At 64.3% G+C, this 25878-nt stretch carries 30 protein-coding genes and 1 pseudogene; 26 read left to right on the top strand and 5 right to left on the bottom strand.

Annotated elements, in window-relative coordinates:
* The first annotated feature begins 18 nt into the window (after window positions 1–18).
* The 19 genes and pseudogenes from ACE4QZ_RS14725 to ACE4QZ_RS14635 all read left to right on the top strand — a co-directional run bounded on the left by ACE4QZ_RS14725 (window position 19) and on the right by ACE4QZ_RS14635 (window position 15962).
* Entirely contained in the window at window positions 19–1995 is a 1977-nt protein-coding gene (locus tag ACE4QZ_RS14725; protein ID WP_021785613.1) for a cytochrome D1 domain-containing protein, read from the top strand.
* Window positions 1992–2648 carry an SCO family protein gene (locus ACE4QZ_RS14720; RefSeq protein ID WP_021785612.1) on the top strand — a complete coding sequence of 219 codons (657 nt, stop codon included), beginning with the start codon at window positions 1992–1994 and terminating at the stop codon, window positions 2646–2648. The genes ACE4QZ_RS14725 and ACE4QZ_RS14720 overlap by 4 nt, the downstream gene beginning before the upstream one ends.
* Window positions 2645–3310: an SCO family protein gene (locus ACE4QZ_RS14715; protein ID WP_021785611.1), complete on the top strand. Its 666-nt coding sequence runs from the start codon at window positions 2645–2647 to the stop codon at window positions 3308–3310. Before ACE4QZ_RS14720 ends, ACE4QZ_RS14715 begins: the two co-directional genes overlap by 4 nt.
* Before the next feature lie 104 nt (window positions 3311–3414).
* Complete coding sequence (locus ACE4QZ_RS14710) at window positions 3415–4905, top strand: ABC transporter substrate-binding protein (RefSeq protein ID WP_031322896.1); 1491 nt, start codon at window positions 3415–3417, stop codon at window positions 4903–4905.
* Between the two features lie 12 nt (window positions 4906–4917).
* Window positions 4918–5559, top strand: a complete 642-nt coding sequence (locus ACE4QZ_RS14705; RefSeq protein WP_021785609.1) for a SurA N-terminal domain-containing protein — start codon at window positions 4918–4920, stop codon at window positions 5557–5559.
* A 249-nt stretch (window positions 5560–5808) separates the two neighbouring features.
* Entirely contained in the window at window positions 5809–6342 is a 534-nt protein-coding gene (locus ACE4QZ_RS14700) for a response regulator (protein WP_021785608.1), read from the top strand.
* Window positions 6343–6525: 183 nt separating this feature from the next.
* Window positions 6526–8199, top strand: coding sequence for a GspE/PulE family protein (locus ACE4QZ_RS14695; RefSeq protein WP_021785607.1), 1674 nt, complete (start codon window positions 6526–6528; stop codon window positions 8197–8199).
* Complete coding sequence (locus ACE4QZ_RS14690; protein ID WP_021785606.1) at window positions 8183–8962, top strand: hypothetical protein; 780 nt, start codon at window positions 8183–8185, stop codon at window positions 8960–8962. Before ACE4QZ_RS14695 ends, ACE4QZ_RS14690 begins: the two co-directional genes overlap by 17 nt.
* Window position 8963: 1 nt before the next feature.
* Complete coding sequence (locus ACE4QZ_RS14685) at window positions 8964–9506, top strand: hypothetical protein (protein WP_021785605.1); 543 nt, start codon at window positions 8964–8966, stop codon at window positions 9504–9506.
* A complete protein-coding gene (gene pilO / locus ACE4QZ_RS14680) occupies window positions 9493–10056 on the top strand; it encodes a type 4a pilus biogenesis protein PilO (protein ID WP_021785604.1) in 564 nt (187 codons plus the stop codon). The genes ACE4QZ_RS14685 and pilO overlap by 14 nt, the downstream gene beginning before the upstream one ends.
* Complete coding sequence (locus ACE4QZ_RS14675) at window positions 10056–10562, top strand: hypothetical protein (RefSeq protein WP_021785603.1); 507 nt, start codon at window positions 10056–10058, stop codon at window positions 10560–10562. Before pilO ends, ACE4QZ_RS14675 begins: the two co-directional genes overlap by 1 nt.
* Window positions 10559–12424 (top strand): secretin N-terminal domain-containing protein, encoded by a 1866-nt coding sequence (locus ACE4QZ_RS14670; protein WP_021785602.1) that lies wholly within the window; start codon window positions 10559–10561, stop codon window positions 12422–12424. The genes ACE4QZ_RS14675 and ACE4QZ_RS14670 overlap by 4 nt, the downstream gene beginning before the upstream one ends.
* A complete protein-coding gene (locus tag ACE4QZ_RS14665; protein ID WP_021785601.1) occupies window positions 12421–12900 on the top strand; it encodes a type II secretion system protein in 480 nt (159 codons plus the stop codon). The genes ACE4QZ_RS14670 and ACE4QZ_RS14665 overlap by 4 nt, the downstream gene beginning before the upstream one ends.
* A 5-nt stretch (window positions 12901–12905) precedes the next feature.
* Window positions 12906–13280: a type II secretion system protein gene (locus ACE4QZ_RS14660; protein WP_003247965.1), complete on the top strand. Its 375-nt coding sequence runs from the start codon at window positions 12906–12908 to the stop codon at window positions 13278–13280.
* A complete protein-coding gene (locus ACE4QZ_RS14655) occupies window positions 13255–13782 on the top strand; it encodes a type II secretion system protein (protein ID WP_021785600.1) in 528 nt (175 codons plus the stop codon). Before ACE4QZ_RS14660 ends, ACE4QZ_RS14655 begins: the two co-directional genes overlap by 26 nt.
* Window positions 13779–14180, top strand: coding sequence for a curli production assembly/transport protein CsgE (gene csgE / locus ACE4QZ_RS14650; protein ID WP_021785599.1), 402 nt, complete (start codon window positions 13779–13781; stop codon window positions 14178–14180). The genes ACE4QZ_RS14655 and csgE overlap by 4 nt, the downstream gene beginning before the upstream one ends.
* A complete protein-coding gene (locus ACE4QZ_RS14645; protein WP_021785598.1) occupies window positions 14177–14590 on the top strand; it encodes a curli assembly protein CsgF in 414 nt (137 codons plus the stop codon). Before csgE ends, ACE4QZ_RS14645 begins: the two co-directional genes overlap by 4 nt.
* Before the next feature lie 34 nt (window positions 14591–14624).
* The gene (locus ACE4QZ_RS14640) at window positions 14625–15476 is read left to right on the top strand and encodes a CsgG/HfaB family protein (protein WP_021785597.1); all 852 of its coding nucleotides are present in this window, start codon (window positions 14625–14627) and stop codon (window positions 15474–15476) included.
* 248 nt (window positions 15477–15724) lie between these two features.
* A pseudogene (locus ACE4QZ_RS14635) lies at window positions 15725–15962 on the top strand (hypothetical protein).
* Between the two features lie 192 nt (window positions 15963–16154).
* Here the strand turns inward: ACE4QZ_RS14635 and ACE4QZ_RS14630 are convergent.
* Window positions 16155–17903: an OPT family oligopeptide transporter gene (locus tag ACE4QZ_RS14630; protein ID WP_021785595.1), complete on the bottom strand. Its 1749-nt coding sequence runs from the start codon at window positions 17901–17903 to the stop codon at window positions 16155–16157.
* A 213-nt stretch (window positions 17904–18116) separates the two neighbouring features.
* Entirely contained in the window at window positions 18117–19034 is a 918-nt protein-coding gene (locus ACE4QZ_RS14625) for a LysR family transcriptional regulator (RefSeq protein ID WP_021785594.1), read from the bottom strand.
* 90 nt (window positions 19035–19124) lie between these two features.
* On the opposite strand from ACE4QZ_RS14625, the gene ACE4QZ_RS14620 reads away from it, so the two are divergent.
* The 7 genes from ACE4QZ_RS14620 to ACE4QZ_RS14590 all read left to right on the top strand — a co-directional run bounded on the left by ACE4QZ_RS14620 (window position 19125) and on the right by ACE4QZ_RS14590 (window position 23896).
* Window positions 19125–20072, top strand: coding sequence for a ketopantoate reductase family protein (locus ACE4QZ_RS14620; RefSeq protein ID WP_021785593.1), 948 nt, complete (start codon window positions 19125–19127; stop codon window positions 20070–20072).
* Entirely contained in the window at window positions 20069–20467 is a 399-nt protein-coding gene (locus tag ACE4QZ_RS14615; RefSeq protein WP_021785592.1) for a VOC family protein, read from the top strand. Before ACE4QZ_RS14620 ends, ACE4QZ_RS14615 begins: the two co-directional genes overlap by 4 nt.
* Window positions 20464–20919 (top strand): MaoC family dehydratase, encoded by a 456-nt coding sequence (locus ACE4QZ_RS14610; RefSeq protein ID WP_004576665.1) that lies wholly within the window; start codon window positions 20464–20466, stop codon window positions 20917–20919. The genes ACE4QZ_RS14615 and ACE4QZ_RS14610 overlap by 4 nt, the downstream gene beginning before the upstream one ends.
* The gene (locus tag ACE4QZ_RS14605) at window positions 20916–22148 is read left to right on the top strand and encodes a CaiB/BaiF CoA transferase family protein (RefSeq protein WP_021785591.1); all 1233 of its coding nucleotides are present in this window, start codon (window positions 20916–20918) and stop codon (window positions 22146–22148) included. Before ACE4QZ_RS14610 ends, ACE4QZ_RS14605 begins: the two co-directional genes overlap by 4 nt.
* Entirely contained in the window at window positions 22145–22963 is an 819-nt protein-coding gene (aroE, locus tag ACE4QZ_RS14600) for a shikimate dehydrogenase (RefSeq protein WP_021785590.1), read from the top strand. Before ACE4QZ_RS14605 ends, aroE begins: the two co-directional genes overlap by 4 nt.
* Window positions 22964–22967: 4 nt before the next feature.
* Window positions 22968–23405, top strand: a complete 438-nt coding sequence (aroQ, locus tag ACE4QZ_RS14595; RefSeq protein WP_010953903.1) for a type II 3-dehydroquinate dehydratase — start codon at window positions 22968–22970, stop codon at window positions 23403–23405.
* A gap of 233 nt (window positions 23406–23638) precedes the next feature.
* The gene (locus tag ACE4QZ_RS14590) at window positions 23639–23896 is read left to right on the top strand and encodes a hypothetical protein (protein WP_021785589.1); all 258 of its coding nucleotides are present in this window, start codon (window positions 23639–23641) and stop codon (window positions 23894–23896) included.
* A 53-nt stretch (window positions 23897–23949) separates the two neighbouring features.
* Here ACE4QZ_RS14590 and ACE4QZ_RS14585 read toward each other — a convergent pair whose 3' ends face one another.
* The 3 genes from ACE4QZ_RS14585 to ACE4QZ_RS14575 all read right to left on the bottom strand — a co-directional run bounded on the left by ACE4QZ_RS14585 (window position 23950) and on the right by ACE4QZ_RS14575 (window position 25818).
* Complete coding sequence (locus ACE4QZ_RS14585) at window positions 23950–24642, bottom strand: anti-sigma factor domain-containing protein (protein ID WP_021785588.1); 693 nt, start codon at window positions 24640–24642, stop codon at window positions 23950–23952.
* A complete protein-coding gene (locus tag ACE4QZ_RS14580; protein ID WP_021785587.1) occupies window positions 24639–25187 on the bottom strand; it encodes a sigma-70 family RNA polymerase sigma factor in 549 nt (182 codons plus the stop codon). The genes ACE4QZ_RS14585 and ACE4QZ_RS14580 overlap by 4 nt, the downstream gene beginning before the upstream one ends.
* 103 nt (window positions 25188–25290) lie before the next feature.
* Window positions 25291–25818 (bottom strand): DUF3455 domain-containing protein, encoded by a 528-nt coding sequence (locus ACE4QZ_RS14575; RefSeq protein ID WP_021785586.1) that lies wholly within the window; start codon window positions 25816–25818, stop codon window positions 25291–25293.
* Between the last annotated feature and the right edge of the window lie 60 nt (window positions 25819–25878).

The following is a 25878-nucleotide window of genomic DNA, read 5'->3' as shown; positions in this document are numbered from 1 at the left end:
CGGAAGGGGAACGCGAGCATGAACAAAAAGACTCGCCCTGCTTACCTGGGGGTAGTGTTGGGGGTAGCGCTGATCGGCCTGGGCGTGGCGTACGAAAAGCTATGGTGCGACCCGCGCGAGCTGTTGCAGGAACGGGCCAATCCGCAGGCCCTGCACCGGCTCAGCCGGGACGGCGTGACCGTGGAGTTCGAGGCCCGGCCATTGGCCGGAGGGGAACTGAAGGAGGGCGATTTCGCCAATATCCGCTTCAAGCTCAGCGACCAGACCAGTGGTCAACCGCTGTCGGGCATGGCCCCGGGGGCCTGGATCGACCCTGTGCAGTCGGCCCCGGCGGGGGACCGCGAGCAGAGCTGCAAGGCGCGGGTTGCGCTGTTTCTCAAGAGCAGCATCGGGGCCCGGCCGCTGCTCGACCTGAACAGCTACTTCTTGCTGATGTTGAACAATGACGCCAGCCTCACCGTGATCGACCCGACGGTGTCGGTGGGGGGCGTAACCAGCACCATGGCCCGCATCGAGCTGCCAGGCCGGCCCATGGACTGGGCGGCCATCAGCGATGACAAGCAGGTTTTCGTGTCGATACCAGAGCGGGGCAAGGTCTCGGTGATCGATACCGAGACCTTCACCCGCGTGGCCGACCTGGATGCCGGTGACCAGCCGCTGCGCGTGGCCCTGCAGCCGGACCAGCTTCGGCTGTGGGTCGGCAACAACAGCAGCGACCCGGCCAAAGGCGGGGTAACAGTGATCGACGTGCCGGGGCGCAGCGTCCTGAAGCACTTCAACACCGGTACCGGGCACCACGAAATCGCCTTCAGCGCCGACTCGCGCTATGCCTACGTCAGCAATCGCGACAGCGGCACCCTGAGTGTCATCGACATCCCGGAAATGCGCCTGGCCAAGACCATCAAGGTGGGCCCACACCCGCTGTCGGTCAGCTATTCGGCGCTGTCCCAGGCCGTGTACGTGGTCGATGGCGAGGAAGGCAGCGTAAGGGTGTTCGATGCCCGCAGCCACCAGTTGCGCCACACGGTCCAGGCCGAGCAGGGCCTGGGGCCGATGCGCTTCAGCCAGGATGGCCGCTACGGCATCGTGCTCAATACTCTGGAGAACCAGGCCCTGGTCATAGACGCCAGTACCGACAAGCTGATCCACCACGTTCCAGTGGCGGCCGAACCGTACCAGCTGACGTTCACCAAAGGCTATGCCTACGTGCGGGGCCTGGCCTCACCGAGAGTGAGCATGATCAATCTGGCCAGCCTGGGAGAGGGGCGCTCGCCAATCGTGCAAAGCTTCGAGGCCGGCCCGGCAGCGCCGCGCCAGGCCGGTGACCTGCCACTGGCCCAAGGGCTGTCGGTATCGCGTGATGATAATTCGGTGTTCGTGGTCAACCCGGTGGACAACAACACCTACTTCTACACCGAAGGCATGAATGCGCCGATGTCCGGCTACAACAACCGCGGCCACCAGGCCCGCGCCGCCCTCGTCGTTGACCGCAGCCTGCGGGAAGTGGCCCCCGGCGTGTATGGCTCGACGGTGAAGCTGCCCATCGCCGGCAAGTTCGATGTGGCCTTCCTGCTCAACCAGCCGCAGATCATTCACTGCTTCAGCACCGAGGTGGCCGCAGGGGCCAATGCCAGCAAACCCAAAGGCGCGCGTGCCGAGTTCATCGGCCTCGACCAGCCGCTGCCGCAGCACAGCGACTTCACCGCGCGAGTGCGGATTGTCGGTGACGACGGGCAGCCGCGCCTGGGCCTGAACGACTTGAGCCTGCGCTACTTCCTGGCGCCATCGTCGATGCCGCGCAACCTGCAGTTGCAAGAGGTGGGCGAGGGGGTCTACCAGGCGGCGCTGAACCTGCCTGAGGCCGGTGCCTGGTACCTGCATGTGCAGTCGCCCTCGTTGGGGCGCAAGTTTGCCGAAGAAAACTACACCAGCCTGCGCGTCCTGCCGGCTGCTGCAACCAACGCTTCCCAGACTGACGTGAGGAATGTGCGATGAACGCCAAGCATGCTTGCACACTGTTGGCCCTGAGTCTGGCATTTGCCAGCAACCTGGCGATGGCTCACGCCGGTCACGACCATGACGGTCACACCGGGCAACCGCCGGCGGCGCATCAGGAAAAGACCAGCGTGCGCTTTGCCGATGTTTCGCTGCTGAACCAGGACGGCATGCCGGTACGCCTGGAGAAAGACCTGGTGAGTGACCATCTGGTGGTCATGGGCTTCATTTACACCAGCTGCACCACGGTGTGCCCGGTGGTGTCGTCGATCATGGGCAAGGTCCAGCAACAGCTGGGCGGCCGGGTAGGCGAAGAGATTCGCATGGTGTCGATCAGTGTCGACCCCCAGCGTGACGACGCCAAGCGCCTGCAAAATTATGCCAAGGCATTCCAGAAAGGGCCGGGCTGGAGCTGGCTGACCGGTACCCCCTACGCCATCACTGAAACCCTGAAAGGGCTGGGCAGCTTCAACGCCGACCTCAGCCAGCACCCGCCGCTGATATTGGTGGGTGACGGGCGTAGCGGGCACTGGACGCGTTACTACGGCTTCACCGACCCGGCTGTATTGATCGAGGAAATCAACCGCCTCAGTGCCCGCCGGGTACATGCCAAGAGCACCGCCATTGCCGACCACCACGAGGTGCAACCATGAGCACTGCAAGCACCCACCGCGCTGGCATGCGTGCTTTCGACTGGCTGGTGCTGGGTGGCTGCCTGTGGATCCTCACGTCGGTGGCGTTCGCCCACGAAGGCCATGGTCCGCAACCCCCCGAGCCGCAGCCGGCACCACAGGCGATGGCCAGTGGTGGCGGCACCCGCGACGCCAGGACCTGGTTCACCGACACCCTGCTGAAGGACCAGAATGGCCGCGAGCTGCGCTTTTACAGTGACGTGCTCAAGGACAAGGTGGTGATGCTCAACGTGATCTTCACCCACTGCACCGATGCCTGCCCGCTGATCACCCGTAAGCTGCGCGAGGTGCGCGAGGCCATGGGGCCAGTGCTGGCCGGCCAGGTGACCTTCGTGTCGATCAGCAGTGACCCGCTGAACGACACCCCCGAGGCGCTGAAGGCGTTCGCCGCCAAGCAGGGGGTGGATGGGCCGAACTGGTTGTTCCTGACTGGCGACAAGGCCAATGTCGACCTGGTGCTTGGCCGTATAGGGCAGTTCCTGCCGAGTCCCGAGCAGCATTCGACGCAGCTGATTGCCGGTGATGTTGCAGGTAAACGCTGGAGCAAGATTCGCCCGGATGCACCGCCAGCGGCCATTGCCCAGCGCATGCAGCTGCTGACTCAGCCGCTGGCAGGTCGGTGAGTATCATGGGCCGCCTGGGGAATTGGCGTCTGTGGCATCAGCTTTTGTGGGCGCCGCCTTGCGTCGCGAAAGGGCTTGCGATATGGCTCACATGCGCGCTTGGCATGGCATCTTCGACCTCAGCCTTGGCCCTGGACCTGACCGATCACGAACAAGCTGGCAAACGCCTTTACCGTGAGGGCGTTTCCAGTAGCGATGCTCAGTTGCAAGCCCGGGTAGGCGCCAGCGACATCACAGTCCCCACCAGCGTGCTGCCTTGCGCCAGTTGCCACGGCAACGACGGCCGTGGCCGAGCCGAAGGCGGTGTGCGCCCCCCAGGCCTCGACTGGCAACGCCTGGCACTCGGCCAGGGCATGCGTGAGGCCAACGGCCGTCGTTATCCGGCCTATACCGACAGCAGCCTGGCGCGGGCCATCCAGCAGGGCATCGACCCGGCAGGCAATCGCCTGGACCCGGCCATGCCACGCTTCGAACTGACCTTGGCCGACCAGCGCAACCTCACCGCCTATCTCAAGCGCTTGGCCCAAGAACGCGACCCTGGTGTGGAGGAGGGCGTGCTGCGCCTTGGCACCCTGCTGCCCGCGAGCGGTCCGCTGGGCGAAGCCGGTCAGGTAGTGCGTGCCGTGCTGGAAGACGGCGTGGATCAACTCAATCAGCAAGGCGGCATTCACGGGCGGCGCGTGGAACTGGTAGTGCTTGACCCAGGTGCCGACCCGGTCAGTGCCGAACGCGCCTTGCATCAGTTGCTTGAGCAAAAGCGGGTGTTTGCCCTGATCGCGCCATTGGCGCCCATGCTCGACCAGCGCCTGACGACCTTGCTGGCGCCACAGAACGTGCCGATGGTCGGCAGCACCCCGCGCAGCGGCGGCAGCGAACAGATCTTCGACCCGCTACCCGGCTTGCCCGAGCAGTTGCTGAGCCTGGCAGAGCATGCCCGTGGAGCGCTGGGCCTGGCCCCGGATGAGTTACGTGTAGTGTTTGCCGGTAACGAGCACGCAGCCTTGGCCGAGCAGGTACGCGAGCTTTTACGACAGCAGGGCTGGGCGCCACCCGCTATCCAGGCTTTCGACGGCCAGGCCGTGGACGGGCAGGGCATCGTCTTTCTTGGCCGCGCCCAGGCCTTTGCCGAGTTGGCCACGGCGTTGCAGGTGGCCGGCCGCGAGCCTTACCTGTTTGCCGCCTCCAGTCAGGTGGCCGGCGCTGTGGCGCGTTTGCCGGCGCAGTGGTCGCAACGGCTGTTTCTGGCCTATCCCTACGTGCCAGAGGACTGGACCGAGCAAGGCCTGGCTGCGCTTACCGGGCTGCAGCAGCGTCAGGGCCTGGACCCGCGCCAGGCGTCATTGCAGGTCAATACGCTGTGCGCGTTGCGCCTGTTGAGCGAAGCGCTGAAGCAGATTGGTCGTGATGCCAGCCGCGAGCAACTGATTGCTGCGCTCGAAGGCCTGCACGATGTGCCCACCGGCCTGACCCCGGCACTGGGCTTTGGCCCTGGTCGCCGCCAGGGCATGGCAGGTGCCCACGTGGTGGCCGTGACCCTGCCCGGGCCGCGCTTTACTGCGGTCACCCCCTACCGGCCAGTGCCGGTCAGCCCTTGAGCGGAGGTTGTCATGCGTATCGTATGGTTGTGCCTGTTGCTGGTGCTGACCAGAGCGAGCTGGGCCGATGTGCCGGCGGCGCGAGTCAATGGTGTCGAGATCGGGTTGATGCGCCTGGAGCGCTACTTCAGCGAGTACCTGGACGCCCAGGGTCGGGCGGTGACCAGCATCCGCAATCCAGGCCTGTATAAACGCCTGCGTGACCAAGCGCTGGACGAGCTGATCGACAAGGAGCTGTTGTGGCAGGAAGCGCAACGCCAAGGCATAGCCATCAGCGATGAACAAGTGTCGGCGCAGATTGGCGAGGTGGAAGCGGCATTTGGCAGCCCGGCGTTATTCGAAAGGCGGCTGGCAGAGGCAGGCTTCGATAGGGCACAGTACACTGAGTACACCCGGCATGAGATGGCGGCCCAGCAGGTGTACGCCCAGCTCAGCGCAGTCGACGCGCCGAGCCAGGGCGAAGTGGAGGCATTCTATGATGCCAACCAGGAGAGACTGCAAGGAGCGCAGAACCAAAGTGATAATCCATCGGTCATACGCGAACAGGGTCTGGCGTTGGCCAGGGCAACGCTCATCGGTCAGCGGGAGGCGCAGGCGCGCCAATCCGTGCGCCAACGTTTGCGCGAGTCCGCTAAAGTGGAGATCGCCAACTGAGACCGTTGAGGGCGCTTGCCCCAATCCTGGGGAATTAAGACTTGGCAATATGCCATCATTTCCCCCGCTTGTGGGGAACGGGTGGGGTGCGCCCGCTCAGCGTATGTCGGTTGCTGGCCAGCGCTCTAGTAAAATCAGCGACTTACAGTGGTGCAACATGACTATTCACGCCTGGCACGAAGCCTGCTCCAGTCTCTACAAGGGCGTACTTCGCAGACCGGGGAACCGGGCAGTATTTGGGAGTCGACCTTGGTGAACAGAGTATTGGTAGTCGATGACGAACAGACTCTTGCGCAGAACCTGCAAGCGTACCTGCAGGCGCAAGGCCTGGAAGTTCATGTTGCCCACGACGGTGCCAGTGGTATCGAACAGGCTGAAAGCCTGGCACCGCAAGTAGTTGTGCTGGATTACCGCCTGCCCGACATGGAAGGTTTTCAGGTTCTGGAGGCTGTACGCAAGAACAGGCAATGCCACTTCGTGCTGATCACCGCCCACCCCACCGTCGAGGTGCGTGAGCGGGCCGCCGAACTCGGTGTGAGTCACGTCCTGTTCAAGCCGTTCCCACTGATGGAACTGGCGCGTGCGATCTTCGACCTGCTGGGCATTGAGCGCCGGCGCAGGGCCACGGACAACCCGGCCGAAGGGTTCGTCGAACGACGCCAGAACAGGAACGAATCGTTCCCCCTGCAGTTGTACGATGGAAGCTGGGTGTTGGCCGACCGCCGCCGTAATGGCGCCAAGCCACCAGAGCCCGACGACGATCAACTGCTCACAGGGGAATAGCGGCGCCCGCACCCCTGGTAGAGCCAGCCTGCGACGCGCCCCTGAGCGGAGTCGCAGGCCATGCCAGAAGCATTCGATGCAACCCCGGAATCTGCAAAGCCTGCACCGACGTCTTCGCGGGCATGCCCGCTCCCACAGGATGTATGCAGCCCACAGACCTGTGATGTACCTGTGGGAGCGGGTATGCCCGCGAAGAACCCGGCAAAAATTTCCGCCTACCCCCGCGAACTGCTGGCCCAGGCCCGTCTGCAAGCCACTGACGAGCGCCTGCTCGACTGCCTGGAACGCCTGGCCTGCGACACCCCCGACACCTTCACCCAGCGCCTGGGCCTGACCCTGCATTACCCGGTACTCGACAGCCACAGCCTGCTGGCCAGCACCCCACGCTTCGACAAGGTGGCCTTGGCCCAGTGCATCAAGCGCGAATGTGTGCTGATCGAGCAAGGCGGCCAACTGCTGGGCGTGTTCGCCGACCCCTTCGACCACGCCCGCCTGGCCTGGATCGACGACGTACTGCAAGGCGCGCCGCTTTACCTGGCCCACGCCGCCGACCTGGCCACCTTTCTGGCCCGTCATGAAGAAAGCTTCCACGCTGTCGATGCCCTTGACCACGACGCCGAAGCCAGCAGCGAAAGTGACCCGCTGCAACGCCTGTCGCTGGCCAGTATCAGCGAAGACCAGAGCCGCGTGGTCAAGCTGGTCAACTCCACCCTGTACGACGCCCTCAAGCTGCACGCCAGCGACATCCACCTGGGCATGACCGGTCAGGGCCTGACCATCAAGTACCGTATCGACGGCGTGCTCAACGGTGCTGGCAAGGCCAGTGGCAGCGCCTTCGCCGACCAGGTGATCTCGCGCATCAAGGTCATGGCCGAGCTGGACATCGGCGAAAAACGCGTACCCCAGGACGGCCGCTTCAAGGTGGCCGTGGGCGACCGGCAAATCGACTTCCGGGTGTCGATCATGCCTAGCATCTTCGGTGAAGATGCCGTGCTGCGGGTGCTCGACAAGCAGGACTTGTCTGACCGGGTCAGCGGCGTGCAACTGCAAGCCTTGGGCTTTGCCGACGAAACCTTGCGCGCCCTGCGCCGGTTGGCGGCAGAACCCTACGGCATGATCCTGGTCACCGGCCCTACAGGCAGCGGCAAGACCACCACCCTGTACGCCATGATCAGCGAGATCAACCATGGCGTGGACAAGATCATCACCATCGAGGACCCGGTCGAGTATCAACTGCCCGGCGTGCTGCAGATCCCGGTCAACGAGAAGAAGGGCCTGACCTTCGCCCGCGGCCTGCGCTCGATCCTGCGTCACGACCCGGACAAGATCCTGGTCGGTGAAATCCGTGACCCCGACACGGCCCAGATTGCCGTGCAATCGGCGCTCACCGGCCACCTGGTGTTCACCACCATCCACGCCAACAACGTGTTTGACGTGATTGGCCGCTTCAGCCAGATGCAGGTCGACCCCTACAGCTTCGTTTCCGCGCTCAACGCGGTGCTGGCCCAGCGCCTGATTCGCCTAGCCTGCCCGCACTGCGCCACGCCCTGCGAACACGATGACGACACCCTGTATGGCTCAGGCCTGACCCGCGAGGGTGTGGCCGGCTGGACGTTCGTCCGCGTCAAGGGTTGCGGGCAGTGCCGTGGCAGTGGCTACCGCGGCCGCAGTGCCATTGCCGAACTGCTGCACCTGGATGACGACCTGCGGCAAATGATCGTCGAGCGCCGCCCGCTGGCGCAGATCAAGACGCTTGCCTGCCAGCGCGGCCTGCGCCTGCTGCGGGCCTCGGCCCTGGACCTGGTCCGCGATGGCCGCACCACCCTTGAGGAGATCAACCGTGTCACATTCATCTGACCGTTACTGCGCCGTAGTGGGCGCCGAGGGTGTCGGCCTGGGTCGCTGGCACAAGAACCACCACCAATGGCTGGGCAGCCGTGCGTTCAGTAGCGACGTCGCCCAATCGGCCTGGGAAGCTGCCGTCGATGCACTTGCTGCGCTGTTGGCCGAGCATGCGGTGCGGGGTGCCCAGTTGCGGGTGCTGCTGTCCGCCCGCTACAGCCGCTTCTGCCTGGTGCCCTGGAGTGACGCCATTGGCCACCCTCGCGAGCTGGACGCCTATGCCCGTGCTTGCTTCGAAAACCTCTACGGGCAGCCGTTGGACGACTGGCGCATCGTGCTGTCACCCGAGCCTGCCGGTGCGGCCCGCATCGCCACGGCACTGCCCGAAGCCTTGCTGCAACGGCTGCAGGCACTGGGCCAGGAAAGCCGCCTGAGCCTGCGCTCGGTGCAGCCGTACCTGATGGCTGCCTACAACCGCTGCTGGTCACAGCTGGAGCAGGGTGACTTCCTGTTCGTGCTGGCCGAGCCGCGCCGCAGTGTATTGCTGCTGGCCGCCGGTGGTGCCTGGCAGCAAGTGCTGGCACAAGGCTGCGCTGACAGCGACCAGGCCCTGCAAGCACTGATCGAGCGTACCTGTGAGCTGTACGGCGAGCACCTGCCACGGGTGTACCTGCATGCCCCGGGTCGCTGCGACATGCCGCAACTGGCGGCCGTGCAACTGTGCCAGCCGGCCAGTGAAGCCGACCCGCTGTGCGCCATGTGGCGGGCGGTGGCCTGACATGCGCCGCCTCGACCTGGAATTTCAGCCACGGCGCAGCGGACCGCTGGTTTGGTCGCTGCTCGTCCTTGCCAGCGCCATGGTCGCCGGCCTGGTGCTGCTGCAGCAAAGCTTGCAGACCGAGCAAGTGGCACTGGAAGCCAGCGTCCATAGCCTGGAACTGCAACTGGGCCGCCGCCCGGCCAGCGCCGAACCCAGAAACAGCGCTGCCAGCCGGGAGCAGGCTGAGCGCCTGGCACAGATGCGCAGTGTGTCGCAGCAACTGCAGCGCCCTTGGCAGCAACTGTTCGCCATGCTTGAAGCCATGCCGCAGGACGACGTCGCGCTGCTTGCTCTGACGCCGGATGCGCGCAAGGGCCAGGTGCGCATTGCCGCCGAGGCGCGCAACCTCGAAGCGATGCTGCAGTACCACCAGCGGCTGGAAGCCAGCGACGAGCTCAGCGACGTGTCGTTGCTCAACCACGAGGTGCTCGCTGCGCGGCCCGAGCACCCGGTGCGCTTCACCCTCACTGCCACCTGGGAGACCGGCCATGCGCGCCCTTGAATCGTTCAGCAGCCTGATCCTCCATGAGCGCCTGCGCGTTGTCGGCCCGGTAGGCCTGGCTGCGGTCGCCGTAGGTCTGCTCGCCATTGGTGTGGGGTGTGCCGGTGTGCTGCCGCAATGGCAAAGCGTACGCGAACTGCGCGCCACCGAAGCGCAGGCCAGCGTACAGGTAGGGCGTGTCAAGCGGGGTGAGCTGAAGATTGCGGCCCAGCCCGAGCAGCAGGCCCTCGACAGCCTGCGCCAGCAACTGCCCGGGCAGCCCCAGGCCAGCGAACTGATCGAGCGTCTGTACCGCCTGGCCAGCGCCGAGCGCATCAGCTTGGCCCGTGGTGAATACGCGTTGGGCATCGACCCCAAGACCCAGTTGGCCCGCTATCAGATCGTGCTGCCTGTGCGCGGCAGCTACCCGCAGATTCGCGGCTTTATCAAAGGCCTGCTCAAGCAACTGCCGACCCTGGTACTGGAAGACCTTGAGCTGCAACGCAAACGCATCGGCGACAGCGAGCTCAATGCCCGCCTGCGCATGACCCTTTACCTGTCGAGGTCGTGATGAACACACAACGTGCAGTCATCTGGGTCGGCTTCCTCGGCGTGAGTGCGGCGCTGGCCTGGGCACCGGACCATTGGTTTGGCCAGGACGATGGCGTCGCGGCCTTCGCGGGTAAGCCCGCTCCTGCAACAGAAAGCGCTGCGCCCATTGTGGGAGCGGGCTTGCCCGCGAAAGGGCCGGAGCAGGCTTCCCGCGACCTGTTCCCAACCCAGCAATGGACCCAACCCAAAGCCCTGGCCACGGTCATCGAACAGCCCGTGGTCGTCGCGCCAGTACTGGCACCCGCTCCGACCGCCCCAGCCTTGCCATTTGAATTCATCGGCCGCATGGGTGACCGCGACGACCTGCAGGTCTTCCTGCAGAGCGGCGAAAAACTCTACGTCGTGCGCCAAGGCGACGTGATCGAAGACACCTATCGCCTCGATCGGGTATCGGCCAGCGAGCTGAACCTGGTCTACCTGCCTTTGCACCAGTCGCAGACCTTGTCTGTCGGGAGCGCACCATGATGTCGTCAAAGCTGTGCAAGCCTGCTCCGTTTCTGCTCGTTGCGCTGTGCGTGGCCATTGCCGGTTGCGGCTCCAGCGCGGTACGCAAGGACAGCGATCAATTGATGAAGGAGGGCCAGTACGAAGCCGGCATCGCCCGCCTGGAAGAGGCGTTGCGCGACGACCCGCGTGACACAGAGCTGAACATCGCCCTGGCCCACAGCCGCCAGGCGGCTGTCGAGGCCCTGATTACCCAGGCCGACAGCGACCGCGTCCGCCACGACTTCGCCAACGCCCGCATGGGCTATGGCCGGGTGCTGACCCTTGAGCCGAACAACCGCCGTGCCCAGGAAGGCATTCGCCAGCTGGAGCTGATCCGCACCCTGGACGAACGCGTCGCGCTTGGCCAGGCAGCGCTGCGCCAGGGCGACCTGTTCGGTGCCGAACGCTACATGCGCGAAGTATTGCGTCTGGACCCGCAGAATCAGAAGGGCATGACCCTGCGCAGCGACATCGAAAACGTGCAGGCACGCACCGCGCAGCCGTACCCGCAATTGCGCAGCAAGCTCGAGCGGCCGGTAACCCTGGAGTTTCGCGATGCCAACCTGAAGACCATCTTCGAAGTGCTGTCGCAGGTGGCCGGCATCAACTTCATCTTCGACAAGGACCTGCGCCCGGACATGAAGGCCACCATCTTCGTGCGCGAGGTGCGCATCGAGGACGCGATAGCGCTGCTGCTGGAGCAAAACCAGCTGCGCCAGAAGATCGTCAACGACAACACCGTGATGGTCTACCCCGACTCGCCGCAGAAGACCAAGGACTACCAGGAACTGGTCATGCGCACCTTCTACCTGACCAGCATCGATGCCAACACCGCGCTGAACATGGTCAAGACCATGCTCAAGACCCGTGACGTGTTCGTTGACGAGCGCCTCAATACCCTGACCATGCGCGACACCCCGGACGCCGTGCGCATGGCCGAGAAGCTGCTGCAATCGCAGGACCAGTCCAACCCCGAGGTGGTGCTGGAGGTGGAAGTGATGGAAGTGGCCACCTCGCGGATCCTTGACCTCGGCCTGCAATGGCCCAACACCTTTGGTGTGCTGAGCAACGACGGCAAACCGGTCAGTGTGCTCGACCAACTGAGGGGCATCGACTCCAGCCGCATCAGCATTTCTCCGTCCCCGCAGGCCAAGATCAACGCCCAGGACAAAGACATCAACACCCTGGCCAGCCCGGTGATCCGCGTCAGCAACCGCGAACAGGCGCGCATCCACATCGGCCAGCGGGTACCGATCATCAGCGCCACCTCGGTGCCGTCGACCCAAGGCCCGGTCATTACCGAGAGCGTCACCTACCTGGACGTCGGCCTGAAGCTTGAAGTGCAGCCCACCGTGCACCTGAACAATGAAGTGGCAATCAAGGTTGCGCTTGAGGTGAGTAATGCCACGCCGCTGGAAGCCACGCGCCAGGGCACCATTCCGGTTCAGGTCGACACCCGCAACGCGCAGACCAGCCTGCGCCTGCATGATGGCGAAACCCAGGTGCTGGCTGGCCTGGTGCGCAACGACCACAACGCCAGCGGCAACAAGATCCCTGGCCTTGGCGACATCCCTGGCCTGGGCCGGCTGTTTGGCAGCAACAAGGACGACATGAGCAAGAGTGAGCTGGTGCTGGCGATCACCCCGCGCATCGTGCGCAACCTGCCGTACCAGAGCCCGTCGGACATGGAGTTTCCCACTGGCACCGAGTCGGCCATGCAGGTGCGCCAGATGGCGCCACTGCCGCCGATGGACATGCCCGGTAACGCGCCGGCCACTGATGCACCGGTCGTGGACAGCCAGATGGCGGTCGTCCCGACCAACGGGAGCCCACGGCCATGAAAGCCCGGCGCCCCATGCACGGCTTCAGCCTGATCGAGGTGGTGCTGACCCTGGCACTGCTCGGGCTGCTCGCCAGCATGGCCGCGCCGCTGACCGAAACCGTGGTACGCCGCGGCAAGGAGCAGCAACTGCGCGAGGCGCTGTACCAGATTCGCGACGCCATCGATGCCTACAAGCGGGCCTTCGACGCCGGCTACATCGAGAAGCGCGTGGATAGCAGTGGCTATCCGCCGAACCTGCAGGTGCTGGTAGAGGGCGTGCGCGATGTGCGCAGTGCCAAAGGCGCCAAGTTCTACTTCCTGCGGCGCATCCCGCACGACCCGCTGGTGGCGGCAAAGGATGAAGACGAAGGCGGCTGGGGCCTGCGCGCCTATGACAGCAGCCCAGACAACCCGCGCGAAGGCGAAGACGTGTTCGACGTGTATTCCAGGGCCCGCGGCAAAGGCCTGAACAACATCCCTTACGGGCAATGGTGACAGCCATGAAACGCAGCAAAGGCTTCACCCTGATCGAACTGCTGGTGGTGATGGCGATCATCGCCACGCTGATGACCATTGCCATGCCGCGCTACTTCAACAGCCTGGAAAGCTCGCGCGAGGCCACCCTGCGTCAAAGCCTGGCAGTGCTGCGCGAGGCGCTGGACCACTACTACGGTGACACCGGCCATTACCCCGATTCACTGGAACAGCTGGTGGAACAGCGCTACCTGCGCAACACGCCGGTCGACCCGATCACCGAGCGCAGCGATGCCTGGCAGCTGGTGCCACCGCCCGAGGGCGTGGCCGGCGGCGTGGCCGATATCAAGAGCGGTGCCACAGGGAGGGCGCGTGATGGCAGCCTCTTCGCTGAATGGTAAGGCCAGTGGCGGCTTCACCTACCTGGGTGTGCTGCTGCTGATTGCGGTCAGCAGCGTGGCCCTGGCCGCCACCGGCACGATCTGGGCGAGCGCCGCCCAGCGCGACCGCGAACGCCAGTTGCTGTGGGTTGGCGGCCAGTATGCCCAGGCCTTGCGCAGCTACTACCGCGCCTCGCCAGGGCTGGCCCAGTACCCCCAGGATCTGACCGACCTGCTACAGGACAACCGCTTCCCGCAGGCCAAACGGCACATCCGCAGGCTTTACCCTGACCCGATCAGCAACAGCGACGAGTGGGGCCTGCTGCGCTCGATCGACGGCCGTATCACTGGCGTCTACAGCCGCTCGGACGCCACCCCTTTCAAGCGCAGTGGCTTCAGCGCCGAATGGAGCGGATTCGAGGGGCTGGAACACTACAGCGACTGGCAGTTCGTCGCCGAGCAGGCCTTTACCGAAAGTGCACGCGGTGTGCAGATGAATGCGGGCCCGGGAGATACGCCATGAAGCGCCTGGCTGCGCTGTGCCTAGGCCTGCTGCTGTTGGCAGGGGTGGCCACCTGCGCCAAGGCGGGTGCCGAAGACGAGATGCAGGGCTTTATCGTCGATAACACCATCTCGCACATCGGCCACGACTTTTACTACTACTTCGCCGACCGCCTGCGTGCCACCAGCCGCCTGGACTTCAACCTGGTGGTACGCGAACGCCCGGATGCCCGCTGGGGCAGCCTGGTGACGGTGGAGTTCGAGCGTGAAGTGGTGTACCGCCGGTTCCTGCCACCGAACACCACCGAGCTCAAAGACGAGGCCGTCGCCGCCGCCGACCTGGTCAAGCAGCAGATCATTCAACGCAAGCTGCAACGCCTGTTACAGGACACCACCGACTTGGAGAGGGACGAGCTATGAACCACCGTATTCCACGTTGCATTGCCGCCTGCCTGCTGGCCAGCGCCTGTGCTTCCCAGGCCACCGAGCTGGTGTACACCCCGGTCAACCCGGCGTTTGGCGGTAACCCGTTGAACGGCACTTGGCTGTTGAACAACGCCCAGGCGCAGAACGACTACGACGACCCGGACCTCAAGGACCGTGCCTCGGCCTTTACCGGCACCACAGCCCTTGAGCGGTTCAGCAACCAGCTGGAGTCGCGGATGTTGTCGCAGTTGCTGGACAACATCAGCAACGGCAACACCGGCAGCATGGCGACCGATGCGTTTCTCATCGACGTCATCGACGATTCCGGGGCCTTGAGCATCAAGGTCACCGATCGTGCCACAGGAGAAATTTCGATCATTGAGGTCAGCGGCCTGAACCCCTGAGAGGGAAGGGCTTTTATGTTGGGGAGAGAACACCATGAAACGTCTGCTGAGCACGCTGCTGATCCTCACCGCCCTGGGCCTGCAAAGTGGTTGCAGCCTGCGCGAACCCATGTCGGCTGAACTGGACTCGGAAACCCCGACCCTGACCCCTCGGGCCTCGACTTACTACGACCTGATCAACATGCCACGGCCCAAAGGCCGGCTGATGGCCGTGGTGTACGGCTTCCGCGACCAGACCGGGCAGTACAAGCCGACCCCGGCCAGTTCGTTCTCCACCAGCGTCACCCAGGGCGCGGCCAGCATGTTGATGGACGCACTGAGTGCCAGCGGCTGGTTCGTGGTGCTGGAGCGTGAAGGGCTGCAGAACCTGCTGACCGAGCGCAAGATCATCCGTGCATCGCAGAAAAAGCCTGATGTGGCGGAAAACATCATGGGCGAGCTGCCACCGCTGCAAGCCGCCAACCTGATGCTCGAAGGCGGCATCATTGCCTACGACACCAACGTGCGTAGCGGCGGCGAGGGCGCCCGCTACCTGGGGATCGACATTTCCCGTGAGTACCGGGTGGACCAGGTCACCGTTAACCTGCGCGCCGTGGACGTGCGCACCGGGCAGGTGCTGGCCAACGTGATGACCAGCAAGACCATCTACTCGGTAGGGCGCAGTGCCGGGGTGTTCAAGTTCATCGAGTTCAAGAAACTGCTGGAGGCCGAGGTGGGGTATACCACCAATGAACCGGCGCAGTTGTGCGTGCTGTCGGCGATCGAAGCGGCGGTGGGGCACTTGCTGGCGCAGGGGATCGAGCGGCGGCTGTGGCAGGTGGCGGGGGATGCGGGGGAAGGCACGGCGATGGTGGACAAGTTTTTGAGCCAGAATCAGCAGCCGTGATCAGGCTTGAGGGCCTCTTCGCCGGTAAACCCGCTCAAGTGCAGCGCTGGCCTCAGGCTTGGCGCGGTCCCTTGTAGGAGCGGGTTTACCCGCGAAGAGGCCAGTGCAGGTGGCACGATCATTTGAACAATGCTGATACCCCAGGGCCGCTTTTTTGTGTCCCGCTGCTTCGTTTTATGGCGGCCCCAGTGAATCAAGGCGCGACGCGATGACAAAAGGCTTACCTGATTCTCCTGTACGCGCCACCGTTGTTCGCCGTTCGTTCGGGCATGGTTTGAAGATGCGCTGGTGCACCTGCCCACGCGGCTGAGAGGGGCGTTTGCGACCAACCTCAAGGCGCTGGAACTGGCCAAGGGCACCTGGCGTGATCTGTTGTTGAGCAATGACCATGGGGTGGACTCGGCCAAGGCGGTGCAGCCGGTGTTTGAAGGCTTGGGTCTGTGTTTGGGTTTCGAGGTCTTGGCGATAGGGATTCGTCGCCTGTGAGATCGAGCGCCGCCCGCGCGGCGCATCGCGAGCTACGCTCGCTCCTACGTTTGTTTCGGGCCAGTCATGCCTGTGACAGGTGCGCGCGACAGCTTGGTTTGTACGACGTGATAGAAGGGCCGCGCGGGCTAGGTTCGATTTCCCACCAGCACAACCCGGGCTGGGCGAGGGGTTATAGGCGATAGGCAGTATCTAGAACCCACGAAGCATCTCCCAGAACGATGCCGCCACCCCCATGATGCTCTCACCGGCAATCAACCCCGCCGCCGCGGTAATCGCAAAACGCTCCGTCACCCTCGGCCACCGGCAACTGACCAGCCAGGTCACTACGGCACCAAACCCCATCATCAGGCTGATCGATGCAGGCAGGATGAACGCCAACCCCAGCGCCGCCGTACTCGGCAGCCAGCGGGCTGCCCGTTGCGGCAACAGGCTGTCCAGTGCCCCCAGCAGTACGCCAACAGCACTCCCAGTCGCAATCGCCCAGCGCGACTCCAAGGACAGCGCCCCCAGCCCCTGGGTCAGCGTCTGCGCAACCGCTTTCCAGGTCGCCGCTGCCGGTGCCGGCCACTGCTCAGTGAGCAACAAGGCCTGCGGATCGGGAATCAGCACTCGATACACCAGCACGCCGACCACGCTACCGATGAAAATACCGACGCACTGAGCAATCAGCTGTTTGTGCGGCGTAGCGCCGATCGCCTGGCCAACCTTGAAGTCGTTCATCAGGTCGGTGGATTGCCCGGCCGCGCCACCCGCCGTGTTGGCACTCATCAGGTTGATCGCCACCTGGCCGGGGGCGATCAGGCCGAAGCTGAGCTGCGACAGCTTGCCGATGGCGCCAATCGGTGCGATGCCAGTGGCGCCGACCACGCGCGCCGCGACCACGGCAAGGCACACGGCCAACGGAATGCTCAACAGCGCCATCCACCAGTCGATGCCAAACAACAACACCTGCAGGGTAATGATCAGCGCCGTGGACAGCAGCAGCCCCGACGCAGGCCAGGGGCTAAAACGCATCCTGGCGCGCGGCGTTCGCTGTTCAGCGGGCGATCGCCGGGGCACTTGGAACAGGCGAACCAACAATGAAGTCAGCGTCGCGCAGACCATCAGGCTCACGCCAGGCCACAACAGCCATTCCACCAGCGCGGCAAACTGCGGGCCGCTGGCGTTCGGAGCAAGCGCCACCAAGGCCTGTTCGATCAACCACGGCGCCAGTCCGCCCCAGGCCAGCGCGGCGCCAATCAGTAACGTCACGCCCACGCGAATGCCGATGATGCTGCCGAAGCCGATCAGCATCAGCGAAGGGTCGACCGTGAAGGTCAGGCGCTCGAGCGCCGGCGTGGGCGCCCAGCGCGGTATCGCCCAGACGAACCCGTCTACCCATTTGACCAGTGCTGAAAGCAACGCGGCGCTGCATAGCACCTTGATCCGCGCCATGGCTTCGCGCCCGTGGTTGTAGATCTGCTGCAGCGTTTCCAAGGTCGCCATGCCTTCGGGAAACTTCAGGCCATGGTCGTTGAGCAGGGCGGGGCGCAGGTACCAGGCGATCCAGATGCCCAGGAAGCTCACCGAGAACACCCAGGCCATCATCGGCAGCGGGTCCAGTTGGTGTCCGGTGAGCAGGGTATAGGCGGGGATCGGCGCGACCAGCCCGCCGGAGATGATGGAGGCGGCGGCTGACGCCACGGTCTGGTTGATGTTGCTTTCGTGCAACGTCCACGCGGAGCGGTTGTTGCGATGCCTTGCCAGGCCCTGCCACAGGGCGAAACCGACCAGCAAGGCGATGATCGACATGTTGAATGACCAGCCGATCTTCAGCCCTGCGTACACATTCGAGGGCGTGAGCAAGATGCCCAGCACCGTGCCGGTGAGCACCGCCCGCAGGCTCAGTTCACGTTCGATGCGAACCTGGGGGAGGGCGGTTGAGGAGGCATGTCCCATGGCAATCCTTTGTCGACGTCGCAAACGCGCTCTGGACAACTGAGCCCCGCCAGCCACGAAGGTTCACTGCTGGCGCCAAAGACGAGCCTGAAGGCTGTAGCAGCCCTGCGCGTGTGCGGCTTTATCCGATGTGTTAACCAAACGTCGCTTGTGACTTGGCCTGTTGGAGAATTCGGGCCTTATCTGGGCAATGCTATCTAAGTCGAAACTGGATCATGCCTGGCTTGCTTGCTGAAACAATCCGCGCACGACGTCCCTCAACCATCGATTTCCATTGTCCTGATGATAGCGGGCATGCCAATGCTGCTTGACCGTGAACCCCTCCACTTCGAACGGGCAGTCATGGACCTGTAGCCCATGCATATCGGCCAGTGTCTGCCCGATATGCCGCGGCAAGGTGCCTAGCAGATCGGTAGTCCCGATTATCATCCCTAACCCGAGAAACGCTGGCAGCTCCAGCATGATCCGCCGTTCGATCCCGGCCCGCGCCAACCCTGCTTCCAGCAGCTTTTGCCCGGTGCCGAAACTGATCTGCACATGCCCCTCGGCCCGATACCGCTCCAGGCTCATGCCATTGCTCAGGCGTGGATGCTGCGGGTTGCTCAGGCATACCCAGTCCTGTTCGAACAGCACCTGCTGATACATCCCCCCGCCCAGCCAGGGCACGAAGCCGATGGCCAGGTCCGCTTCGCCCGACTCCAGCGCGCTCTCGGTATTGCCGTCGATCCGCGCCGCCTCCAGGCGAATACCCGGCGCATGGCTGCGCAGATGGTTGAGGATGCTTGGCAGCAAGGTGATGTGGCTGGCATCGCTGACACACAGGCGAAAACGCCGCTGCGCTGTGGCGGCGATGAACTGCGGCTCCCAGGCGGTCAGCCGGCGCAGCGATTCCAGCACCTCGCGGCACGGCCCTATCAGCTGATCGGCGCGGGGGGTAGGGGCCATGCCGCCCGGCGTGCGCACGAACAGCGGGTCGTTCAATTGCTCGCGCAGGCGCGCCAGCCAGATGCTGATGGTCGGCTGGCTCTGCCCTAGCTGTTCGGCGGCGCGGGTCACGCTGCGGCATTGGTAAAGCACGTCGAACAACTGCAGCAGCTTGGGTTCGGGCAGGGCCTCCAGGGTAGCCGTCATTGCGATTCTCAATAGTCGTATTGAGGCCATTGTATAGCGCAAATAACCCCTGCTGCATAAGGTGATCGCAAATCACAGGAGGTCTGCGACGTGAAAATCTGCATTCTGGGCGCCGGAGCACTGGGTTGCGCCATTGGCGCGGCCCTGAGCGAGGCAGGGCATGAAACCTGGCTGCTGAACCGCGGCCGCGCGCACATCGAGGCGATGAACCAGCACGGGCTGCGGGTGCAGGACGAACGGGGCGAGCGCTATGTACCGGTCAACGCGGCCATTGAAGCCGAAGACGTTGGCGTGACCGATTTGGTGGTGGTGCTGGTGAAGTCGTTTCACACCGCCGAGGCCATCGCCGGCGCTGTCGCGCTGATCGGGCCGCAGACGCTGGTGCTGTCGCTGCAGAACGGCCTCGGCCACGAGGACATCCTGGCCGAGGCGGTGGGGCGTGAGCGGGTGCTGGCTGGCAAGACCTATGTCGGCGGCGTGCTGCTCGCGCCGGGCTCGATCCGTGCCGGTGTGGCCGGCAAACAGACCTTCATCGGCGAGCTCGACGGCCAGCTGACGCCGCGCGTGCAGGCCATCGCCGAAGCGTTCAACCACGCCGGGCTGGCCACCACGGTAAGCGACAACATCCTCGGCACCATGTGGGACAAGCTGCTGGTCAACGTCGCCACCGGTGCATTGAGCGGTATCACCATGCTCAGCTACGGCCAGCTATACAGCGAGCCGCTACTGGAAAGTACCGCCAAGGCCGCTGTGGCCGAGGCCATCGCCGTGGCCGAGCGCGCCGGCATCCGCTTGAGCCTGACCAGCCCCGAAGCTGCCTGGACACTGGCCGCCGAAGGCCTGCCGGCGAGCTTCCGCACCTCGATGCTGCAGAGCCTGGAAAAAAACTCGATCACCGAAATCGACTTCATCAACGGCTCCGTCGTGCGCTGGGGCCAGCGCCATGGCGTGGCCACGCCGGTCAACGCGACCCTGGTGGCCTGCATCAAGGGTATCGAGCGCGCCATGGCCGATCACCAGAAGGGAGAAACCCCATGAGCCAGCCAAAAGCCTACCTCGAACACGTGGCGTTCTGGGTGCAGGACATTCAGTGGCATATCCGTTTTTTCAGCGAGGTGTGCGGCATGAGCATGCGTGAAGTGCAGGGTGACGTCGAGCAACCGGCGCAGTACTGGACCCTCGGCGGCCTGCAGTTCATTCACCAGCCGGACTTCACTGGCCCGGAAGGGCGCATGGCGCACCTGGGCATCATGTGTGAGGACCTGGAAGCGGCGCTGGCCGCCGCCCAACGCTTTGGCGTCAGCGAAATGCCTCAGGGCCGCAACTGGTTACGCCTGCCTGATGGCCTGGCGGTGGAGTTCATCCAGGCGCTGCCGGCCAAATGCGTAGCCCAGGCACTGGCCATCGACCCGCGCGCGGAGGTGCAGGCATGAGCGTAATTGAAAAGTACTGGGACGATGCCCGCGAGGGCGACGAGTGCATCAGCCCGACCTACACCGTGACCCGCGAACGCATCCTGGCCTACGCCGACCTTACCGGCGATCACACCCCGGTGCATGTCGACGAGGCTTACGCCAACGCCAGCCACTTTGGCTGCCTGGTTGCCCACGGCCTGTTCGGGCTGTCGATCGCCGACGGCCTGAAGACCCAGTGCGAGTACCGCTTCCTGCCGGGCATGTCGCTGGGCTGGACCTGGGACTTCGTGCTGCCGATCAAGGTCAACGACGTGCTCCACGTACGCATGCGAGTGGGTGCGATGCGCCCGAGCAACAGCCGACCTGGCTGGGGCATCGTGGTGTTGCCTTCGGAACTGATCAACCAGCACGGCGAAGTCGTGCAACGTGGCGAGCACCGGTTGATGGTGCCGCGGAGGGCAGCAGCATGAGCCAGGCATTGCCATTGGCGGGTATCCGCGTCGTTGATTACAGCCACTTCCTCGCTGGCCCCTATGTCGGCCGTTGCCTGGCGGCGCTTGGCGCAGAGGTGATCAAGGTCGAGCGGCCGGGTAGCGGCGACGCTGGCCGCCAGCACGCGTTCACCCTGGACGACCAGCAGAGCGGCTATTTCCTGCAGCTGAACATGGGCAAGCAGGGCGTCAGCGTCAACATGAAGGACCCGCGCGGCAAGGCGTTCATGCAGCGCCTGACCGATTCGGCCGACGTGTTCATCGAGAACTACCGCCCCGGCGCCCTGGACAAGCTGGGCCTGGGCTACGCCGAGCTGTCGGCGCGCAACCCGCGCCTGGTGTACTGCTCGATTTCCGCCTACGGCCATACCGGGCCGGACGCCCACCGCGCCGGCTTCGGCCTGATCGCCGAGGCCAAGAGCGGGATCATGCAGATGGTGGGCGTGCCGGGCGAGGCACCGCCGCTGCTGCGTATTTCCCTGGGCGACATGTACACCGGCATCCACGCGGTGGCGGCGATCAATGCCGCGCTGCTCGGCCGGGTGAGCAGTGGCCGTGGCCAGCATATCGACATGGCGCTGTACGACACCCTGGTGTCGATGCACGAATACGCGGTGCAGTGTTACACGCTGTCCGGTGGCACTGTGTTGCCCCAGCAGACCGGCCACGACATGCCCACCTCGACCCTGTACGGCGTGTTCCGCGCTGCCGACGGCGACCTGGTGATCGCTGCCCAGGTCGACGATGCCTGGCAACGCTTCGCGGCCATGCTCGAAGCCAACGGCGGCCCGCCCGGGTTCGGCAGCGACCGCCGCTACCACAACCTCAACGGCCGCAACGCCCACCGTGAGGCGATCCTGGCGGTGGTCCGCGACTGGGTCGGCGCGCGTCGGGTGGCCGAGATCCTGGCGTTGCTCGATGCCATCGACATCCCCAGTGCCAAGGTCCAACGCATCGACGAAGTGCTGGCCGATCCGCAGATCCAGGCACGCAACATGGTCATCGAGCAGCAGCACCCACGCTACGGCACGCTGCGCCTGCCCAACCTGCCGTTCCGCTTTTCCGACTGCGACACCACCATTCACCAAGTGGCCCCGGACCTTGGCCAGCACAACGCCGAAGTGGCCGCCGGGCTTGGCTTCAGCCCCGAAGAAATCGTTGCCCTGCAGGCAGACGGTGTACTGTTCACCCACGGAGATGCACGATGAGCGACCGCTACGCAGTGATCGGCCGGCCGATCAACCACACCAAATCCCCGCTGATTCATGGCCTGTTCGCCCAGGCCAGCAACCAGCAGCTGGAATACGGGGCCATTGAAGGCTCGCTGGAAGACTTCGAAGCCCAGGTGCTGCAGTTTCGTAGCGAAGGCGGGAAGGGCATGAACATCACCGCCCCGTTCAAGCTGCGTGCCTTCGAACTGGCCGACCGGCGCAGCGAGCGGGCGCAACTGGCACGGGCGGCAAATGCGCTGAAGTTCGAGGATGGTCGCATCGTCGCCGAGAACTTCGATGGCATCGGTTTGCTGCGGGACATCGAGCAGAACCTTGGCGAGCCGCTGCGCAACCGCCGTTTGCTGCTGCTGGGTGCTGGTGGCGCGGTGCGCGGGGCGTTGCTGCCGTTCCTGCAGGCGGGGCCATGTGAGCTGGTGATCGCCAACCGGGACATGGCCAAGGCGCTGGCGCTGCGTAACGAGCTCGACCACCCGCGTCTGCGCATCAGCCGCTACGAAGCGCTGGAAGGGCAATCGTTCGACATCGTGGTCAACGCCACCTCGGCGAGCCTGACCGCTGATCTGCCGCCACTGCCTGCTGATGTGCTGGGCGAGGCGGCCTTGGCCTACGAGCTGGCCTATGGCAAAGGCCTCACGCCTTTCCTGCGTCTGGCCCGCGCGCACGGCCAGGCGCGCCTGGCCGATGGCGTCGGCATGCTGGTGGAGCAGGCCGCCGAGGCGTTTGCCTGGTGGCGCGGGGTGCGGCCCGACACACGTGCGGTGATCGATCAGCTGACGATTCCCCTGGAGTAGGTCGATGGTCGCCAATGTACTGATGCTGCATGGCATCAACCACAACATGTTCGGCAAGCGCGACCCGCGCCAGTACGGCACTGCGACCCTGGCCGACATCGACCAGGCGTTGCAGGCCTTGGGCGAAGAGCTGGGAGCCCAGGTTGAGAGCTTCCAGAGCAACTTCGAAGGCGCCATGTGCGAACGCATCCATCAGGCCTATGAGGACCGGGTAGATGCCGTGCTGATCAATGCCGGTGCCTGGACCCATTACAGCTACGGCATTCGTGATGCATTGGCCATCATCGAAGTGCCGGTGGTAGAAGTGCACATGTCCAACATCCATGCCAGGGAGCCGTTCCGCCATCACTCGGTATTTGCCGAGGTGGTGCGCGGGCAAATCTGCGGGTTTGGTGTCGAAACCTACCTGCTGGCGCTGCGTGCGGCGATGAGCATGGTCTGAGCAGGGCCGCATGGCTTAGCGGGATTACCCGCGAGGTAGGTGACGCGGGGCATGCGGCGACGGCTCCTGAAGTGACCGTAGGTGTGGCGGGTGTCGTGCTGCCTACCCATCCAGCATGGATGGAAAGCCAGTAGCGACTTCCGTGACTGCATAGTACGGTCCGCCTTCAACAAGCCACCCGGTTCGTTGCCTCCACCCCCACGGACCGGGGCTCTCATGACCTGGGAGGTCGAATGGAAGTCGCTACAACGATCAGTCAACAAGAACTGGATAACGCCTTGGTCGCGTTTGCACGCTATAAAATCGGAGAGATCAAGATCTTCGACCTGGAGCAGGCAATGAGCTTCGAAGCAGGCCAAGCCTTGTCCCAAAGCGGGCTGGTCCGTTTCTCAATTACCAAAATGGTGTCAGGACGTTATCGCATCAGCGATGAAGGAGAGAACGCCATCACAGAGGCTGGGCGGGATCGCCTTGAGGTGATCCGCGCCTGACCCTGGCTTCCAGCTTTACGAAGGCCGCAGACACGTGCTGCGGCCCTTTCGTGTCATATCACTTTCACCGCGCGTCCAATGAACTTCACCGGCCCTGTCGGCAGACCGGTAGGCGAGCCACCGGCTTTCTCCAGCGTCAGCTCGAACAATTGATTGGCCTCCAAAGGGGGCAGGCTTTGCAGCGGAACCCGATAGGGTTCGCCTGGTTTGACCAGGCCAAGCGAAACCGGGGCACGCCATTGCTCGCCCTTGGTCCAGAACTGCAGGGCCATGCCGTCGGGGACCGTGTCCTGGCCCAGCGGCAGCAGTTCGATCATGTGGCTGTCACTGGCCTGTACCACCCAGCCGGGGGCCTGGCTGTTTGGCGCCACCAGCACCACCAGGTATTCCGTGGTAGAGGGGGGCGTGGTCAGCAGGATAAACGCCAGCAGCAGGCTTGCAGCCAGCCCTGCGGCGCTGAGCCCTTGCCACAGGCCGAGGCGTTGCCACAAACGCGTCTGTGTGCGCGGTGCGGGTAGCTCGTCGAGGCTGCGCTGGATACGGCGCCACAGGCGGGGGCTCGGCGGCTGTGGGGTAGACAGCGCGGTCAGCTCCAACAGCCGGGCCTCCCAGGCATCCACAGCGGCGCGGAGCGCGGGGTCGGTATGCAGGCGTTCGGCCACCGCGGCATATTGCTCCGGCGACAAGGTCCCCAGCACATATTCCCCGGCGAGGCTGTCCAGTTCTTCGGCAGAATCGGGCTTCATTCCAGACACTCCCGTAGCGCTTTGAGGCTGCGTTTGATCCAGGCCTTGACAGTGCCCAGTGGCGCGCCCAATAAACCGGCTATCTCGGCGTGGCTGCAGCCGTCCACGTAGGCGTGCAGGATGCAGCGTTGCGGTGCGGGCTGCAGCTGTTCAAGGCAACGGTAAATCTTTGCTGAGCCGGACCAGAGGTCAAGGTCATCAACCCTCCCGTGCAATGTTGACGCAGTTTCGGTGTCGGCATCGGTCAGTACCGTTTCACGGCGGGTATCGCGTATCGAATTCAGTGCCAGGTGGCGGGTAATGCTGTAGATCCAGCCCCGAGCCGAGCCGCGCGCCGGGTCGTAGCTGGCGGCGCGGGTCCAGATGCGGATGATCGCATCGTGGACGATGTCTTCTGCAGTGGCGTCGTCACGTGCGATACGCCGGGCAACGCCCAGCAGGCGCGCGCCTTCATGATCGTAGAGCGCCTGCAGGGCTCGCCGGTCACCCTGTGCACAGGCGACCAGGCAGCGATGGAAGTCGAAGGGGGCGGCCGGCGAGTTCAACGTGTGTGGCTTCCTTGTGTAAGGCAAGGTACCCCGGCCATCCAGCCGGGGGCTTGCCATCGAGCGTAGATCATCACTCGCAGGGCGTAGGCTCAGGTGCGTGTTACTTGGCTGTCCAGAACACATAGTCAGCCTGGTACTGGACGACCTGCCTGGCACCTTTGTTCTGCGTCGTGCAGTCGACTGACGGCGCCACACCACCGCGGGTAGCCAGGCGCTGGATATAGCTGACCCCCTGCATGGCGCCTTTGCCTTCGGCCGGGTTGGCCTTGACCAGTTGATACGGTATGGCGCCTTTGTCCGCCGGTGCCACTGCCAGTTGGGTGCCGGTGACTTTCGAGCCATCCTTGGCCTGCCAGGTGGCGGGCGGGCCAAAGTAGTCGCCCACCTGGTTACCGGTACGGTCATTGAGCACTGCCTTGGGACCGACGAAAGTCCATTCGGTTTGACCGGGGGTGTTGGCCTTGTCGCGGCACTCGTAGGTGATCTCGCCGACGCCGACGGTTTCGAGCAGGACGCGATGGCCATCAGGGACTTTGATCGGTTCTGGCAGCGCGCTCTGGGCGTGGGCGGGCGGCAGCGCAAGGGCGAGGCTGCAGGCAAGCAGGCAGGCGGAGTATTTGAAGTTCATTTGCAGTGCTCCTGAAAGTCATTGGGCTGGGCAGTCAAAGGCCGCCCACCAGCAATACCC

It is taken from the genome of Pseudomonas sp. DCA-1 (assembly GCF_046523955.1).
In the GTDB taxonomy this organism is placed as follows: domain Bacteria; phylum Pseudomonadota; class Gammaproteobacteria; order Pseudomonadales; family Pseudomonadaceae; genus Aquipseudomonas; species Aquipseudomonas putida_Y.
Note: the sequence above shows the minus strand (reverse complement) of the source record. Positions and strands in the feature narration are given on the sequence as shown.

What these genes read in the sequence shown, in the direction of transcription:
- ACE4QZ_RS14725 (WP_021785613.1), top strand. Translation starts at nt 19, where the DNA reads ATGAACAAAAAGACTCGCCCTGCTTACCTGGGGGTAGTGTTGGGGGTA.
- ACE4QZ_RS14720 (WP_021785612.1), top strand. Translation starts at nt 1,992, where the DNA reads ATGAACGCCAAGCATGCTTGCACACTGTTGGCCCTGAGTCTGGCATTT.
- ACE4QZ_RS14715 (WP_021785611.1), top strand. Translation starts at nt 2,645, where the DNA reads ATGAGCACTGCAAGCACCCACCGCGCTGGCATGCGTGCTTTCGACTGG.
- ACE4QZ_RS14710 (WP_031322896.1), top strand. Translation starts at nt 3,415, where the DNA reads ATGGCATCTTCGACCTCAGCCTTGGCCCTGGACCTGACCGATCACGAA.
- ACE4QZ_RS14705 (WP_021785609.1), top strand. Translation starts at nt 4,918, where the DNA reads ATGCGTATCGTATGGTTGTGCCTGTTGCTGGTGCTGACCAGAGCGAGC.
- ACE4QZ_RS14695 (WP_021785607.1), top strand. Translation starts at nt 6,526, where the DNA reads ATGCCCGCGAAGAACCCGGCAAAAATTTCCGCCTACCCCCGCGAACTG.
- ACE4QZ_RS14685 (WP_021785605.1), top strand. Translation starts at nt 8,964, where the DNA reads ATGCGCCGCCTCGACCTGGAATTTCAGCCACGGCGCAGCGGACCGCTG.
- pilO (WP_021785604.1), top strand. Translation starts at nt 9,493, where the DNA reads ATGCGCGCCCTTGAATCGTTCAGCAGCCTGATCCTCCATGAGCGCCTG.
- ACE4QZ_RS14675 (WP_021785603.1), top strand. Translation starts at nt 10,056, where the DNA reads ATGAACACACAACGTGCAGTCATCTGGGTCGGCTTCCTCGGCGTGAGT.
- ACE4QZ_RS14670 (WP_021785602.1), top strand. Translation starts at nt 10,559, where the DNA reads ATGATGTCGTCAAAGCTGTGCAAGCCTGCTCCGTTTCTGCTCGTTGCG.
- ACE4QZ_RS14665 (WP_021785601.1), top strand. Translation starts at nt 12,421, where the DNA reads ATGAAAGCCCGGCGCCCCATGCACGGCTTCAGCCTGATCGAGGTGGTG.
- ACE4QZ_RS14660 (WP_003247965.1), top strand. Translation starts at nt 12,906, where the DNA reads ATGAAACGCAGCAAAGGCTTCACCCTGATCGAACTGCTGGTGGTGATG.
- ACE4QZ_RS14655 (WP_021785600.1), top strand. Translation starts at nt 13,255, where the DNA reads ATGGCAGCCTCTTCGCTGAATGGTAAGGCCAGTGGCGGCTTCACCTAC.
- csgE (WP_021785599.1), top strand. Translation starts at nt 13,779, where the DNA reads ATGAAGCGCCTGGCTGCGCTGTGCCTAGGCCTGCTGCTGTTGGCAGGG.
- ACE4QZ_RS14645 (WP_021785598.1), top strand. Translation starts at nt 14,177, where the DNA reads ATGAACCACCGTATTCCACGTTGCATTGCCGCCTGCCTGCTGGCCAGC.
- ACE4QZ_RS14640 (WP_021785597.1), top strand. Translation starts at nt 14,625, where the DNA reads ATGAAACGTCTGCTGAGCACGCTGCTGATCCTCACCGCCCTGGGCCTG.
- ACE4QZ_RS14630 (WP_021785595.1), bottom strand. Translation starts at nt 17,903, where the DNA reads ATGGGACATGCCTCCTCAACCGCCCTCCCCCAGGTTCGCATCGAACGT.
- ACE4QZ_RS14625 (WP_021785594.1), bottom strand. Translation starts at nt 19,034, where the DNA reads ATGACGGCTACCCTGGAGGCCCTGCCCGAACCCAAGCTGCTGCAGTTG.
- ACE4QZ_RS14615 (WP_021785592.1), top strand. Translation starts at nt 20,069, where the DNA reads ATGAGCCAGCCAAAAGCCTACCTCGAACACGTGGCGTTCTGGGTGCAG.
- ACE4QZ_RS14610 (WP_004576665.1), top strand. Translation starts at nt 20,464, where the DNA reads ATGAGCGTAATTGAAAAGTACTGGGACGATGCCCGCGAGGGCGACGAG.
- ACE4QZ_RS14605 (WP_021785591.1), top strand. Translation starts at nt 20,916, where the DNA reads ATGAGCCAGGCATTGCCATTGGCGGGTATCCGCGTCGTTGATTACAGC.
- aroE (WP_021785590.1), top strand. Translation starts at nt 22,145, where the DNA reads ATGAGCGACCGCTACGCAGTGATCGGCCGGCCGATCAACCACACCAAA.
- aroQ (WP_010953903.1), top strand. Translation starts at nt 22,968, where the DNA reads ATGGTCGCCAATGTACTGATGCTGCATGGCATCAACCACAACATGTTC.
- ACE4QZ_RS14590 (WP_021785589.1), top strand. Translation starts at nt 23,639, where the DNA reads ATGGAAGTCGCTACAACGATCAGTCAACAAGAACTGGATAACGCCTTG.
- ACE4QZ_RS14585 (WP_021785588.1), bottom strand. Translation starts at nt 24,642, where the DNA reads ATGAAGCCCGATTCTGCCGAAGAACTGGACAGCCTCGCCGGGGAATAT.
- ACE4QZ_RS14575 (WP_021785586.1), bottom strand. Translation starts at nt 25,818, where the DNA reads ATGAACTTCAAATACTCCGCCTGCCTGCTTGCCTGCAGCCTCGCCCTT.